9 protein-coding genes are annotated in these 14,138 nt (G+C 70.6%); 4 read left to right on the plus strand and 5 right to left on the minus strand.

The window, feature by feature from the left end; translation table 11 throughout:
* Position 1: 1 nt before the first annotated feature.
* On the minus strand, positions 2 to 2,746 hold the full coding sequence (locus HCK04_RS39050; RefSeq protein WP_142652563.1) for a beta-L-arabinofuranosidase domain-containing protein: 2,745 nt from the start codon (positions 2,744 to 2,746) through the stop codon (positions 2 to 4).
* A gap of 569 nt (positions 2,747 to 3,315) precedes the next feature.
* On the opposite strand from HCK04_RS39050, the gene HCK04_RS39055 reads away from it, so the two are divergent.
* The 3 genes from HCK04_RS39055 (at position 3,316) to HCK04_RS39065 (ending at position 8,542) form a co-directional block, all read left to right on the plus strand.
* Complete coding sequence (locus HCK04_RS39055) at positions 3,316 to 4,914, plus strand: lectin (RefSeq protein WP_142652564.1); 1,599 nt, start codon at positions 3,316 to 3,318, stop codon at positions 4,912 to 4,914.
* Positions 4,915 to 5,047: 133 nt separating this feature from the next.
* Positions 5,048 to 5,719: a FadR/GntR family transcriptional regulator gene (locus HCK04_RS39060; RefSeq protein ID WP_142652565.1), complete on the plus strand. Its 672-nt coding sequence runs from the start codon at positions 5,048 to 5,050 to the stop codon at positions 5,717 to 5,719.
* Positions 5,720 to 6,007: 288 nt separating this feature from the next.
* Complete coding sequence (locus HCK04_RS39065; RefSeq protein WP_260617563.1) at positions 6,008 to 8,542, plus strand: glycoside hydrolase family 95 protein; 2,535 nt, start codon at positions 6,008 to 6,010, stop codon at positions 8,540 to 8,542.
* Here the strand turns inward: HCK04_RS39065 and HCK04_RS39070 are convergent.
* A complete protein-coding gene (locus HCK04_RS39070; protein WP_205831252.1) occupies positions 8,475 to 9,755 on the minus strand; it encodes an enolase C-terminal domain-like protein in 1,281 nt (426 codons plus the stop codon). The genes HCK04_RS39065 and HCK04_RS39070 overlap by 68 nt on opposite strands.
* The gene (locus tag HCK04_RS39075; protein WP_142652566.1) at positions 9,752 to 10,627 is read right to left on the minus strand and encodes an NAD(P)-dependent oxidoreductase; all 876 of its coding nucleotides are present in this window, start codon (positions 10,625 to 10,627) and stop codon (positions 9,752 to 9,754) included. Before HCK04_RS39075 ends, HCK04_RS39070 begins: the two co-directional genes overlap by 4 nt.
* Before the next feature lie 415 nt (positions 10,628 to 11,042).
* Between HCK04_RS39075 and HCK04_RS39080 the strand changes: the two genes are divergently transcribed.
* On the plus strand, positions 11,043 to 13,214 hold the full coding sequence (locus HCK04_RS39080; protein WP_205831253.1) for a glycoside hydrolase family 44 protein: 2,172 nt from the start codon (positions 11,043 to 11,045) through the stop codon (positions 13,212 to 13,214).
* Positions 13,215 to 13,284: 70 nt separating this feature from the next.
* On the opposite strand, the gene HCK04_RS39085 is transcribed toward HCK04_RS39080, so the two are convergent.
* Positions 13,285 to 13,770: a hypothetical protein gene (locus tag HCK04_RS39085; RefSeq protein ID WP_142652567.1), complete on the minus strand. Its 486-nt coding sequence runs from the start codon at positions 13,768 to 13,770 to the stop codon at positions 13,285 to 13,287.
* A gap of 90 nt (positions 13,771 to 13,860) precedes the next feature.
* A partial coding sequence (locus HCK04_RS41670) for a hypothetical protein (RefSeq protein WP_205831254.1) occupies positions 13,861 to 14,138 on the minus strand: 278 nt, incomplete at its 5' end.

The raw sequence follows: 14,138 nt of genomic DNA on the forward strand, positions 1-14,138 counted from the left end.
ACTAGACGAACCGCCACAGGTGGTCGCCTGCGCCGTTGTCGTCGGCGAGCACGATCTGGGCGCCCTGCGCGGTGGAGCCGCCGCTGACGCCGAGGACCCGGCCGCCGTTGGCGCACTGGATGCGGAAGTATCCGTTGGATCCGTACCGCAGCCGCCACCGGTGGTCGGCGGTGCCGTTGTCGTCCCACTGGAGCGCCCGCGCGCCCGCTGCGGTGGACATGTTCTCCACGCCGAGCACCTTGCCGCTGTTGGAGTTGCGCAGGCGCAGGTAGCCGCCGGAATCGACCACAGCGGTCCACAGATGGTCGGCGGTGCCGCTGTCGCCCCACTGGATCACCAGGCCGCCGTTGGCGGTGGACATGTTCTGCACGCCCAGCACCAGCCCGCTGGCCAGGTTCTGGATGCGCCGGGCGCCGTTCGGCACGAACCGCCACTGGTTGTCCGCGCTGCCGTTGTCGGAGTCCTGCACCGCCTGGGTCCCGTTGGCGGTCGAGCCGCCCTGAATGGCCAGCAGTTTGCCGCTGTTGACGTTGCGGATCTTGTGCGAACCGTCGCCCACGTCGATGATCGTCCAGCGGTGGTCGGCGGTGCCGTTGTCGCTCCACTGCAGCACGCGGGCGTTGTCGCCGGTGGACATGTTCTCCACCCCCAGCACCTTGCCGCTGTTGACGTTGCGCAGCCGTACGGCGGTGCCGTCGACGACCATCTCCCAGTCGTGGTCGGCGGTGCCGTTGTCGGTCCACTGGAGGGCGAGACCGCCGTCGGCGGTGGACATGTTCTGGATGCCGAGGACGAGCCCGCTGGCCGCGTTGACCAGCCGGAAGCTCGCGCTCCCGCCTCCGCCGCCACCGCCACCGGTGTTCCAGTAGACGGTGTAGTTGTGCCCGTGGGCGTCGTGGAACGGGCCGAGGGTGACCGGCGACCCGTTGGCGGTGGCCGTGAACGTCAACGCCGAGGTGCCGGTGCGGGTGATCGAGGAGGTGTCGAGGGCGGGCAGCGCCGACAGCGCCGTGTTGCCGTAGTTCCCCGCCAGGACGACCGGGCCGTACGTGATCGCCGCGACGTTGGGGTTGTCGTTGGCGGCCTTCATGACCACGCGCATCGGCAGGCGGACCGTGACGGTGTCGCCGGAGGCCCAGACGCGGGTGAGGGTCGCGTAGGAGCCGGGAGTGGTGTCGACGTTCTGCTGCTCGCCGTTGACGCTGATCGTCGCACCGCTGGCCCAGCCGGGGATGCGCACGCGCATCGACCATGACCCGCCGGCGGTGCCGTCGACCCGCAGCGTGACGGTGTCGCTCGCCGGATAGGACGTCGTCTGGGTGACCGTGATCCCCCGCTGGGTCCAGTTCAGGACCGACGGCGTGAACAGGTTCACGATCAGGGTGGTGCCGTTGTGGAAGTACACGGAGTCCATCAGCGCCGTGTTGACCTCCACCCCCGTGCCCTGGCAGCACCAGAAGGAGTTGTAGTCGGTGCTGTAGGTGCCGCCGCCCCACGCCGGGCCGACGCCTCGGCGGCCGCCCGGCTTGAGCGGCGTGAAGTAGGTGACGTGCCCGTGGCCGTCGGACGGGTTCTGCGCGCCGATGATGTGGTTGAACAGCGCCTGCTCGTAGAAGTCGAAGTACGCCGCGCGGTCCGGGTCGAGCAGCCACAGCTCGCGGGTCAGCTTGAGCATGTTGTAGCTGTTGCAGTGCTCGCAGGTGTCGTCGGTGAGATACCCGGCGATGGCGTTCGGGGCCCGGAAGTGCTCCGCCTGGCTGTTGCCGCCGATCGCGTACGTGTGCGCGCCGACGGTGATGTTCCAGGCGTTGGTGGCGATGTCCTGATAGCGGGTGGCGCCGGTCGCCTTGTATTCGCGGGCCGCGCCGATCCACTTGGGCACCTGGGTGTTGGCGTGCAGGCCGTTGAGCTGGTCCTGGCCGGCCGCGAGAGGGTTGAAGACGGCCGCGTGGTCGAACCGCTGCGCCACGGTCAGCCAGCGGGCGTCGCCGGTCTGCTGGTAGAGGTCGGTGAGCACCGCGTTCATGCCGCCGAACTCGGTGCCGAGCATGGCCTGCATCTGGCTGCCGTTCAGCCTGCCGGTCCGCTGGTCCACCCATCCGGCCAGCGCCAGGAGCACGTCGCGCGCCTGGGTGCTGCCGATGTGACGCCACACGTCGAGCAGGCCGGCCATGGTCTTGTGGACGCAGTAGTACGGCACGTTGCCGTTGCTCAGCGTGCGGGCCTCGAGCGCGGTGAAGTCGGACTCGGGGAAGCCGGACAGATATCCGGCGTTGAAGCCGGCGGCGCCGTTGTTGGCCTGGCACTTGGCCAGCTCGGCCACCATGTAGGTCGCCTTGTCCCGGCAGGTCGTGTCGCCGAGCACCGCCCACGCCTGCGCCCACGCGGTGAGGAAGTGTCCCTGAATGTGGGTGCGGAACGGGAAGTTCGGGGCGTCCCATCCGCCGTTCGTGGCGGCGCCGCCGGTGGACAGGCGGTGGTTGGCCCGGAAGTTGTAGAGCAGCCGATCGACGTCGACGAACCGCAGGTATGACAGCGTGCGGTTCTGGTTGTCCAGCCAGCGGCCCCCGGTCAGCCGCACCTGGCCCAGCTCGAAGGCGTACGCCGACACGCCGATGTCGGCCCGGGCCGGCGCGACCGAGGCTTGGGCGGCCCGCGAGCCGGCGACCTCTCCGACGGCGGAGGCCACGACGGCCGCGCCTGCGGCGTGGAACAGCCTGCGCCTGCTGAAGGATGAGGGCGGCACGTGTCCTCCTGAACGTCTGCGCAGTGTTAGCGCTACCAAAATCGCGCGTTCGCCATCCCTCGTGGGATGACGTGGAACGAGGCGCGGGACATCCGCGGAACCGAGGGGCGCTCTCCCTGCCGCAGGAGCGAACGGTGGGCGGCGAGACCGCCGCCCACCCCCGCTCCGACAGGAGACCACCCGGGCTCAGTCTGGGAAACCGCCCCGAAAACTGTCAAGACCGTGTCGGAAACTTTCGCCTGATCACTCGACACGATGACTCTCCTGCCTGCGCCGATGCGAAATCCGCTGCGGCAACGTTCCGAAAAATGCGCTGTCATGGTGGATTCGGCTGAAACTTTCACCGGCGCGCGCGTCGCGGCCCGGTGACCGCGCCCGGTAAGGGCAGGCGGCGCGGCGTCAGGCGAACCGCACGCGCCGCAGCCCCTTGACGGAACCGGCGAGGTCGTATTTGCTCCGCCGCACACCCATCGGCAACCGGCAGGAGGACCGGCCCGGAGCGCGATGTTATCGATAACAGCGATCGGCCCGAGCCGAGGGCGACGGGCCGGCCACGGACAAGGAGTCAGATGCGCAGGATCGTTGGATGGGCGCTGGCGGCGGTGCTGGCCGCCGGGTCCCTGGTCGCGACCGGCGGCATGACGTCGCCGGCCGCCGCGTTGGACAACGGGCTCGCCCGTACGCCCCAGATGGGGTGGAACGACTGGAACAGTTTCGGCTGCAACGTCAACGAGAACCTCGTGCGGCAGACCGCGGACGCCATGGTCTCCAGCGGCATGGCGGCGGCGGGCTACACGTACGTCAACATCGACGACTGCTGGTCGACCAAGAGCCGCAACGCCAACGGCGACCTGGTGGCCGACCCGCAGAAGTTCCCCAACGGGATCAAGGCCCTGGCCGACTACGTCCACTCCAAGGGGCTGAAGCTCGGCATCTACTCGTCGGCGGGCACCACGACCTGCGCGGGCTATCCGGCCAGCCTGGGCTACGAGCAGCGGGACGCCGCCCTGTGGGCCTCCTGGGGCATCGACTACCTGAAGTACGACAACTGCGGCGACCACCAGGGCAAGAACGGGCAGCAGCGCTACACGGCGATGCGTGACGCGCTCGCCGCCACCGGCCGTCCGATCCTGTTCAGCCTGTGCAACTGGGGCCAGGAGAGCGTCTGGACCTGGGGCATGCAGACCGGCAACTCCTGGCGCACCACGGGCGACATCCAGGCGAACTGGAACTCCGTCATGGGCATCCTGGACCAGCAGGTCGGGCTGGAGGCCTACTCGGGGCCGGGCGGCTGGAACGACCCCGACATGCTGGAGGTCGGCAACGGCTCGCTGACGGCGACCGAGGCTCGGGCGCACTTCAGCCTCTGGTCCCTGCTGAACGCGCCGCTCATCGCTGGCAACGACATCCGCTCGATGAGCGCCGAGACCCGCTCGATCCTCACCAACACCGAGGTCATCGCCGTCAACCAGGACTGGGGCGGCCGGCAGGGCCACAAGATCAGTGACAACGGCAACCTGGAGGTGTGGCGCAAGCCGATGGCGAACGGCTCGGTCGCCGTCGTGCTGCTCAACCGGGGAAGCGGCACGGCGACCGTGTCCACCACCGTCTCCGCCCTCGGCCTCGGCGCCGCCGCCTCCTACTCCGTACGCGACCTGTGGGCGCACACGACCGGCTCCTCGTCCGGGACGATCAGCGCGTCGGTGCCCGCGCACGGAGCCGCGATGTACGTCGTGAGCGGAGGAGGCCTGGTCACGCCGTCTCCCACGCCCACTCCCACCGGGACGAGCGCGATCAAGGGCGTGGGGTCGGGCCGCTGCCTCGACGTCGCCGGGGTTTCCCAGGCCAACGGCGCCCAGGTGCAGCTCTGGGACTGCAACGGGCAGTCCAACCAGCGGTGGACGCCGACCGCCTCGGGTGAGCTGCGGGTCTACGGCAACAAGTGCCTGGACGTGTACAACGCCGGCACCGCCGACGGCACCAATGTGATCATCTGGGACTGCAACGGGCAGAGCAACCAGAAGTGGCGGCTCAACGCCGACGGCAGCATCACCGCGGTCGGCGCGAACAAGTGCCTGGACGCCTACAACGCCGGCACCGCCAACGGCACAAAGATCATCATCTGGTCCTGCAACGGCCAGTCCAACCAGCGCTGGACCCGCGTCTGACCACATGTTCCGGGGGCGCCCTCGCCGCGAGGGCGCCCCATCGGGCGCGCTCCTCCGGACCTTTACTCCTTTACACTGTTAGACATCCGATGTATGCGGCCTCGTTCGCGAGGAAACAGTGGAGGAGGCTTCCGTGGCGGTCACGGACGCGGCGATCGACAAGATCAAGCAGATGATCACGTCGGGCGAGCTCGCTCCGGGCGATCGGCTGCCGAAGGAGGCCGATCTGGCCGAACGGCTCGGCCTGTCCCGCAACTCCCTGCGGGAGGCCGTCCGCGCCCTCGCCCTGATCAACGTGCTCGACGTACGGCAGGGCGACGGCACGTACGTCACCAGCCTGCAGCCCCACCTGCTCCTGGAGGCGATGTCGTTCGTCGTGGACTTCCACCGCGACGACACCGTGCTGCAGTTCCTGGAGGTGCGGCGGGTGCTGGAGCCCGCCGCCACCGCGATGGCCGCGATGAACATGTCCGACGAGGACATCAAGGAGCTGCGCGCCATCCTCGACGCGCTGCCCGCCGAGCCCAGCGTGGAGGAGCTGGTCGCCAACGACCTGCGGTTCCACCAGCACATCGCGGCGGGGTCGGGCAACCCGGTGCTGTGCTCGCTGATCGACAGCCTCTCCGGGCCGACGACGCGGGCCCGGGTGTGGCGCGGCCTCACCCAGGAGGGCGCGCTCGACGACACCCGCGAGCAGCACGTGATGATCTGTGAGGCGATCGCGGCCCGCAGGCCGGAGGTCGCCAGGGCGTGGGCCACGGTCCACGTCGCGGGCGTCGAGGAGTGGCTCCGCCGCACGCTCTGAAAGCGCGCGGCCTCACGCGCGGCCTCACGCGCGGCCTCTCCGGGCCGAGGTGATACACCCGATGTGTCGTCCTCGGACGATGGCCCTGCCGTACGGGTGAAGTCGATAGCATCATCACGGATACATCCGATCTATTATCCGGCCGATGTCCTGGATTGTCGGAAAGTGCAGGCTAGTTCGCTGCCAAGATCCCAAATAGCCAGCAGATACATCGGATCGGTGGCGTGTTACGCAAGAGTTTCAGTGCTATGTCCTTGTTCCGAGGTCGCCGTGTGATCGGAGGAATGTGTGACTCACCCCCCGTTACGACTCCCCACCGACCTCGCGGCCGTCCTCGCCCCGCCCGCGCAGGCGACCGCGGAACCCGCCCCGCAGGGCGCTCCCGACAACCTGACCCTCTGGTACGACCGGCCCGCCACCGACTGGGAGACCCAGGCGTTGCCGATCGGCAACGGCCCGCTGGGCGCGAAGATCTTCGGCGGCGTGGCCACCGAGCAGCTCCAGTTCAACGAGAAGACGCTGTGGACGGGCGGCCCCGGCTCCCCGGGCTACGACTTCGGCAACTGGAAGACCCCGCGGCCGGACGCCATCGTCGAGGTCCAGCGCCAGATCGACCGCGACGGCAGGATGACGCCGGAGGCCGTGGCCGCCAAGCTCGGCCAGCCCAAGACGGGCTTCGGCGCCTACCAGACCTTCGGCGACCTCTATCTCGACTTCGCCGGCACGCCGCAGAACCCCGCCTCCTACCGGCGTGAGCTCAGCCTGCGTGACGCGGTGGCCCGGGTGACCTACGCCGCCGACGGCGTCACGTACTCGCGTGAATACTTCGCCGGCCATCCCGGCAACGTGATCGTCGGCCGGCTCTCCGCCGACCGGGGCGGCAAGGTCTCCTTCACCCTGCGCCACACCTCGCCGCACGCCGACAAGACCGTCACCGCCGCGAACGGCAGGCTCATCATCCGCGGCGCGCTGCCGGACAACAAGATGAGGTTCGAGGCGCAGGTGCAGGTGCTCAACCAGGGCGGCACCCGCACCGACGACGGAGACAGGGTCACCGTCACGGGCGCCGACAGCGCGATGTTCGTGCTGTCGGCCGGCACCGACTACGCCGGCGACTATCCCGCCTATCGCGGCCCGGACCCGCACGCGAAGGTGACCGCGGCCGTGGACGCCGCGGCCGGCAAGAGCTACGACCAGCTCAAGCAGGCGCACCTGGCCGACTACCGCAACCTGTTCGACCGGGTGAAACTGGACATCGGCCAGAGCACCCCGGCCGTCCCGACCGACCGGTTGCGCCGCGCGTACACGGGCGGCGACTCGGCCGACGACCGGGCGCTCGAGGCGCTGATGTTCGCCTACGGCCGCTACCTGCTGATCTCCTCCTCGCGGGAGAACGACCTGCTGCCCGCCAACCTGCAGGGCGTGTGGAACAACTCGACCAGCCCGCCATGGTCGGCCGACTACCACGTCAACATCAACCTGCAGATGAACTACTGGCTCGCCGAGCAGACGAACCTCGACGAGACCACCGGTCCGTACGCCAGGTACATCGCGGCGATGGTCGCGCCCGGCACGAAGACCGCCCAGGAGATCTACGGCGCCCGGGGCTGGGTGGTCGGCAACGAGACCAACCCGTTCGGCTTCACCGGCCTGCACGACTGGGCCACGTCGTTCTGGTTCCCCGAGGCCGCGGCCTGGACCACCCAGCAGCTCTACGACCGGTATCGGTTCACCAGTGACGTGACCTACCTGCGCGACACCGCCTATCCGGTGATCAAGGGCGCCGCCGAGTTCTGGCTCGACTTCCTGCACACCGATCCGCGCGACGGCACGCTGGTCGTGTCGCCCGGCTACTCCCCCGAGCACGGCGACTTCTCCGCGGGCGCGTCGATGTCCCAGCAGATCGTGCGCGGGGTCCTCACCAACGCGCTCGCCGCCGCGAAGAAGCTCGGTGTGGACGAGGGCTTCCAGGCGGAGGTGACGGCGACGCTCGCCAGACTCGACCCCGGCATCCGCGTCGGCTCCTGGGGTCAGCTCCAGGAGTGGAAGAGCGACTGGGATTCCAAGACGGACGACCACCGGCACGTCTCGCACCTCTACGCGCTGCATCCCGGCAACCAGATCACGGCGGGGACGCCCGAGGCGGAGGCCGCGAAGGTCTCGCTCACGGCCCGCGGCGACGGCGGCACCGGCTGGAGCAAGGCCTGGAAGATCAACTTCTGGGCGCGGCTGCTCGACGGCGACCACGCGCTGAAGATGCTCAGCGAGCAGATCAAGACCTCCACGCTCGACAACCTCTGGGACACCCACCCGCCGTTCCAGATCGACGGCAACTTCGGCGCCACCTCCGGGGTCGCGGAGATGCTGGTGCAGAGCCAGCACGACTACGTGCACGTGCTGCCGGCGCTCCCGTCGGCGTGGAAGAGCGGCTCGTTCTCCGGCCTGCGCGCCCGCGGCGACGTGACCGTGGACGCGACCTGGAAGGACGGCGCCGCCGACACGATCATCGTGCACCCCGGGAAGACCGGGCCGATCATGGTGAAGTCCGGCTTCATCGCCGACCGCTACCGCGTCTACGACGAGCAGGGCCACGAGGTCGGCCCGCACCGCGACGGCGACACGCTGACGTGGAACGCCAGGGCCGGCAAGGCGTACACCATCCGGAACGAGGCCGCGGCCACCCTCACCGCGCCCACCTCGGTCGGCCTGGGCGAGCCGCTCCAGCGCGTACAGGCCGCCGAGGCGCACGCGGAGGTCACGGGGCCTCGATGCCGCCGTCCGGCCGCCGCACCCGCGCCGCCCAGCGCTCGTGCAGGTGGGTGACGGGGGGATGCCGGTCGGCCGCGGCCTCGTCGATGTCGATGCCCCATCCGGGCCGGTCGTTGGGGTAGAGGTAGCCGTTCACCGGGTTGATGGTCCCGGGGAAGACCTCGTGCACCGCCTCGGGGTAGACGTGCCCCTCCTGGATCTGGAACGCCGGGGAGGTGACGTCGAGGGCCACGTTGGCGGCGGCGCCGATCGGCGACACGTCCGCGGGCGCGTGCCAGGCCGTGCCAACGCCGGTCAGCTCGCACAGCGCCACCAGCTTGCGCGCCGGGGTGAGGCCGCCGACCGCGGAGACGTGCAGGCGCAGCAGGTCGACCCCGCCGTCCCTGACCAGGCGGGCCGCGTCCGCGACCGACGCGACCTGCTCCCCCGCCGCGATCGGCATCGGCGCGGCCTCGCGCACCTCGGGCAGCCGGTCGTACAGCTCCGGCGGGATCGGGTCCTCCAGGAAGAACAGGCGGTACGGCTCCAGCGCCCGCGCCAGCGCAACGGCCTGCTTGACGGTGAGCCGGGAGTGCACGTCGTGCATCAGGCCGGGCTCCTCCCCCAGCTCGGCCCGGGCCCGTTCGAACAGCTTGGGGGTCTCCCGCAGGTAGCGCTGCACGTCCCAGCCGTCCGGGTACGGCGAGGCGGGGTAGCCACCGGGAGATCCGGGCGCGCCGTAGTTCCCGAGCCCGGGCGCTCCCGTCTGCAGCCGGACGTTGCGGTAACCGTCCGCGAGGATCGCGGCGGCGTTCTCGATCGTCTCCTCCACGGTGGCGCCGCCCGCGTGCAGGTAGGTGTCGGCCGCCGCGCGCACCCTGCCGCCGAGCAGCTCGTAGACCGGCATGCCGGCCCGCTTGCCGGCGATGTCCCACAGCGCCTGGTCCACGCCCGACAGCGCGCTGTTGAGCACCGGCCCGCCGCGCCAGTAGGAGGACAGGTGGATCATCCGGGTGATGTCCTCGATGTCGGCGGGGTGCCTGCCGATCAGCATCGGCCCGACGTGCTGGTCCACCGCCGCCGCCACGGCGTGGAAGCGCTGGGTGAAGGTGGCGCAGCCCAGGCCGTACAGGCCGGGTTCGCTGGTGTCGACGCGGACGACGACCAGCGGCACCTCTTCGGGGGCCGTCACGATCGACCGGACCGCGGTGATCCGCAGGTTGTCGCGGGCCGGCCAGGGGGCCTGCGTCTCCGGCATGACCGCCATGCCGTCGATGGGGTGGATCACGATGCCTCCTCGGCTGCGACGGGCTCGTACAGATGATCGGCGGTGAAGCCGAGCAGGGTCTCGGCCGCCGTCAGGTCCACCGGCGCGGTCCTACCGGGCAGCGGGGCGCGCCGTTCCACGCCCGGGTGGAAGCGGGCGAGCAGGTCCTCCGTCGGCTGCGGGGCGAGCGTCACGGGTGCGGTCACGAAGACCACCGTGAAGCCCTCGATCGGCCGGACCAGCGACAGCCAGGCGGCCCGTGCCGCGTCGCGGGTGTCCAGGTAGGTCCACAGCTCGCTCGCGCCGCGCCCCGGGTCCTCGGCGTATCCGGCCGCCCTCTCGTCCAGCCTGTCCCCGGGGCCGCCGAGCAACGGGTAGCGCAGCGCCACGACCGTCATGCCGTGGCGGCGAGCCATCATCGCGGCCGTCGTCTCGTCCACCTGTTTCGACAGCCCGTACGGATCCTCCACCTGCGGCGGCAGGGCCTCGTCCACGGGCACGTACGCCGGGTGGAGCGGCCGCGCCGCCCACGGCAGGCCGAGCGCGCTGAAGCTGCTCGCGACGACGGCCCTGCGGACACCGGCCGCGCCCGCCTCCTCCAGCACGACGAACGTCGCCCCCACGTTGCCCAGGAACACCTCCTTGGGAGTGCCGAGGGTGGGCGCGGGGATCGCCGCGAGGTGGATCACGGCGTCGACGCCGTCGAGCGCCTCGCGCACCGCCTCCGGGTCGTCCGCGCGCCCGGTGACCACGCGATCCGCCCTCAGGTCGCCGGGATCGCGCAGGTCCAGTGCACTGGTCGGCACGCCTTCCCGCGCGAGCAGGCCGAGCGTCGCCCGGCCCACCCGTCCGGCGGCGCCCGTCACCAGGACCCGGCGCGGTGGCTCCGCCATGTGTCCCCCCAGTTATGGTCGGTCCGCAAAACGATTTTCGTACGGCCAGAGCAGCATGCGTGCGCCCCGCGACGGAGTCAAGGTCATATCCACCGGCCGAGACGGCAGCGGACCCGGTCGTGCGCCGCCTCGTACCAGAGGCGGCGGCCTCGTGCCAGAGGCGGCACCGCATGACGGCGCGGACGGGCCGAGCACCGCTCGTTCTCGGCCCGTGGAACCCGCGTCCTCGTGAAACTTCCATCCGCGGGTGCGAGGGTGCCGCTGCTCAGCGCGTGCCCACGGTGCTCCGGGGAACGGCGTTCTTGTTCCCCGCCCCAGGTCTTGGCCAGCGTGGCCCTGGCCGCTCGACCGGTGCTCCCTCGCACCCGGCGGCCTCAGGACTTCCACGAACCCCCAGGGACCCGAGAGGAGACCCGTGCGAACGCGAACGCTCCCGATCGTCCTCGCCGCGGCGCTCGCCCTGTCGATCGGCGCGGCCGGGCACATGCCCGCCCTCGCGGCGGCCGACGGACCGGCGCTGTCGGTGAACACCGCCACCGGGCGGCACCCCATCAGCCCGTACATCTACGGCATGAACTTCGCCGACGAGGCGCTGGCCAAGGAACTGCGCCTCCCGGTGCGCCGGTGGGGCGGCAACGCGACGACCCGTTACAACTACCTGTACGACACCAGCAACCGCGCCTCCGACTGGTTCTTCGAGAACATCGCCGAGGACAGCTCCGACCCGTCGAAACTGCCGGACGGCTCCACCGCCGACCAGTTCGTCGAGCAGGACCGGCGCACCGGCACCGACACCATCCTCACGGTCCCGCTGATCGGCTGGGTCCCCAAGGGCCGCGACGGCTCCTGCGGGTTCTCCGTCGCCAAGTACGGCGCGCAGCAACAGACCGACCAGTGGCGCCCCGACTGCGGCAACGGCGTGAAGCCCGACGGCACGAAGATCACCGGCAACGACCCCCACGACACGAGCGTCGAGGCCGGCGCGGAGTACGTGCAGGACTGGATCGGCCACCTCACCGGCAGGTACGGCACCGCCTCGGGCGGCGGTGTTAAGTTCTACAACCTCGACAACGAGCCCGACATCTGGCACAGCACCCACCGGGACGTCCACCCGGAGGGTGCGAGCTCCATCGAGCTGCGCGACAAGGCCTACCTCATCGGCGCCGCCGTGAAGGCCGCCGACCCCGGCGCGAAGACGCTCGGCCCGGTCGGCTGGGGCTGGTCCTCCTGGGACTACTCCGGCCTCGACCAGGAGACCTGCGGCCGGACCAACTGCTGGTCGAACCCCCCGGACAAGGAGGTCCGCGGCGGCCTCCCCTTCACCACGTGGTATCTGCGGCAGATGAAGAACTACGAGGACGAGCACGGCCTGCGCGTCCTCGACTACTTCGACGAGCACTTCTACCCCCAGGCGTCCGGCATCGCCTTCGGCGCCGGCGGCAACCCCACCACCGACGCCCTGCGGCTGCGCTCCACCCGGGCGTTGTGGGACCCGACGTACACGGACGAGAGCTGGATCAACACGCAGGTGCGGCTCATCCCGCGGATGAAGGAACTGGTGGCCGCCGAGTATCCCGGCACCAAGACCGCCATCACCGAGTACAACTGGGGCGCACTCGACCACATCAACGGCGCCCTCGCGCAGGCCGACATCCTCGGCATCTTCGGCCGTGAGGGCCTCGACCTCGCCACCCTCTGGGGACCGCCCACTGCCTCCCAGCCCGGCGCGTACGCCTTCCGGATGTACCTGAACTACGACGGCAAGGGCGGCAGGTTCGGCGAGACGGCCGTCCGCGCGACCAGCGCCGACCAGGGCAAGCTCGCGGTGTACGCCGCCGAGCGGGCCTCCGACGACGCGCTCACGCTCGTCGTGGTGAACAAGACCGGCGACGACCTGACCAGCCAGGTCGGCGTCACGGGACGCGACGGCGGCGCGACCGCGCAGGTCTACCGCTACAGCGCGGCCGACACGTCGGCCATCAAGCGCGACGCCGACGTTCAGGTCGGGGCCGGCGGCTTCACCGGCACGTTCCCGGCCAACTCGATCAGCACCATCGTGATCCCCACCGGCTCCGGCCCGTCGCCCTCGCCGTCCCCCTCTCCGTCCCCCTCGGCCTCGCCGTCACCCTCCCCGTCGCCGAGCCCGTCGCCCTCGCCCTCTCCCTCGCCGAGCCCGTCGCCCAGCCCCTCCCCCAGCCCCTCCCCCAGCCCGTCGCCCTCGCCGAGCCCCAGCCCGTCCCCCAGTTCCTCGCCGACGCCGGCCGCCACCTGCACGGTGACGTACACGGTCTCCAACCAGTGGCCCGGCGGCTTCCAGGCCGCCGTACGGATCGTCAACCGGGGAACCACGCCCGTGCAGGGCTGGAAGCTCACCTGGACGTACGGCAACGGGCAGGCCGTGACCCAGTTGTGGGACGGCACCTACACCCAGAGCGGGTCGAAGGTGACGGTGACCAACGCCAGCTACAACCCCACGATCGCGGCGAACGGCGGCAGCGTGTCCTTCGGCTTCCTCGGCCGCTGGGACAACGCCAACCCCGCGCCCACGCAGTTCACCCTCAACGGCTCGCCCTGCGCGACGAGCTGACGCAATGATCCCTGACCCCTGACACCTGACACCTGACTCCGGTGCCGGCCCTTCCCCGCCGGCACCGGGGTCAGTCCACCATCGCGCCCTTGTCCCGTCCGCACGCGCTGACGTCGCCGTGCCGCCCGCACGCCTTGACGAGGGTGAAGTCACGCCAGACGGCCATCGGGGAGGAGACCGTCTGGCCGTCGCGGCCCACCGGGAATGGCCCGCACCGATGCCACGGACCGCCACCCGGCGGCCAGACGTCCAGCCAGACCGCGTCCCCCGGTCGCGTACGGCCGGTGAGGGTGGCCCAGTAGTGCCACTCCCCATCTGGGCCCGCGTCCCCGCGCCAGAGCGTGACGTGCGCCTCGCCCGCCCATTTCTCGCTCGTCGCCGAGTACACGCGCTTGACGTTCCGCACCGTCAGAGGGTCCGGCGGCGGCCAGGCGCCGCAGTCGATCGGCCGATCACCCCCGGGACCGGCGGAGGCCGCGCCGGACGACGAAGGAAAGCCCAGGAGCACGCTCGCGGCGATCACCGTGGCGGTCCTGCCCCACCTGCTTCGATCCACCCGCACGAGTATCGACCACTCAATGTCAAGGTTCAATCGCACACCGTGATCTCGATAGCACGCCGCCTTGACGCCTTGTCGGAGACCTGGCTAGCTCTTGGCGCGCTCGGGAATCGGCTCGCCTGGCCGTACGTGCTGGTCAATGACGTATTCGACGGGAGTCCCGAGATACCAGCGAACCGCGACGGCCACCGCCGGCCCGCCTTCGGCCACGATCGCGCCCGCCCGGGAACTCCGCGCCGCCGAGGCCCGCCCGCAACGCGACTCGCCACCGAGACGCTCCACCCCGGACCGGTCCGCGAAACCGCCACCCATGCCAAGGGCGATGGGCGGGGGCAGGGCGAATTCTTGGTCCGCGCAAGCCTTAG

It is taken from the genome of Microbispora sp. CL1-1 (assembly GCF_012034195.1).
GTDB lineage: Bacteria > Actinomycetota > Actinomycetes > Streptosporangiales > Streptosporangiaceae > Microbispora.

What these genes read in the sequence shown, in the direction of transcription:
- HCK04_RS39075 (WP_142652566.1), bottom strand. Translation starts at nt 10,627, where the DNA reads ATGGCGGAGCCACCGCGCCGGGTCCTGGTGACGGGCGCCGCCGGACGG.
- HCK04_RS39055 (WP_142652564.1), top strand. Translation starts at nt 3,316, where the DNA reads ATGCGCAGGATCGTTGGATGGGCGCTGGCGGCGGTGCTGGCCGCCGGG.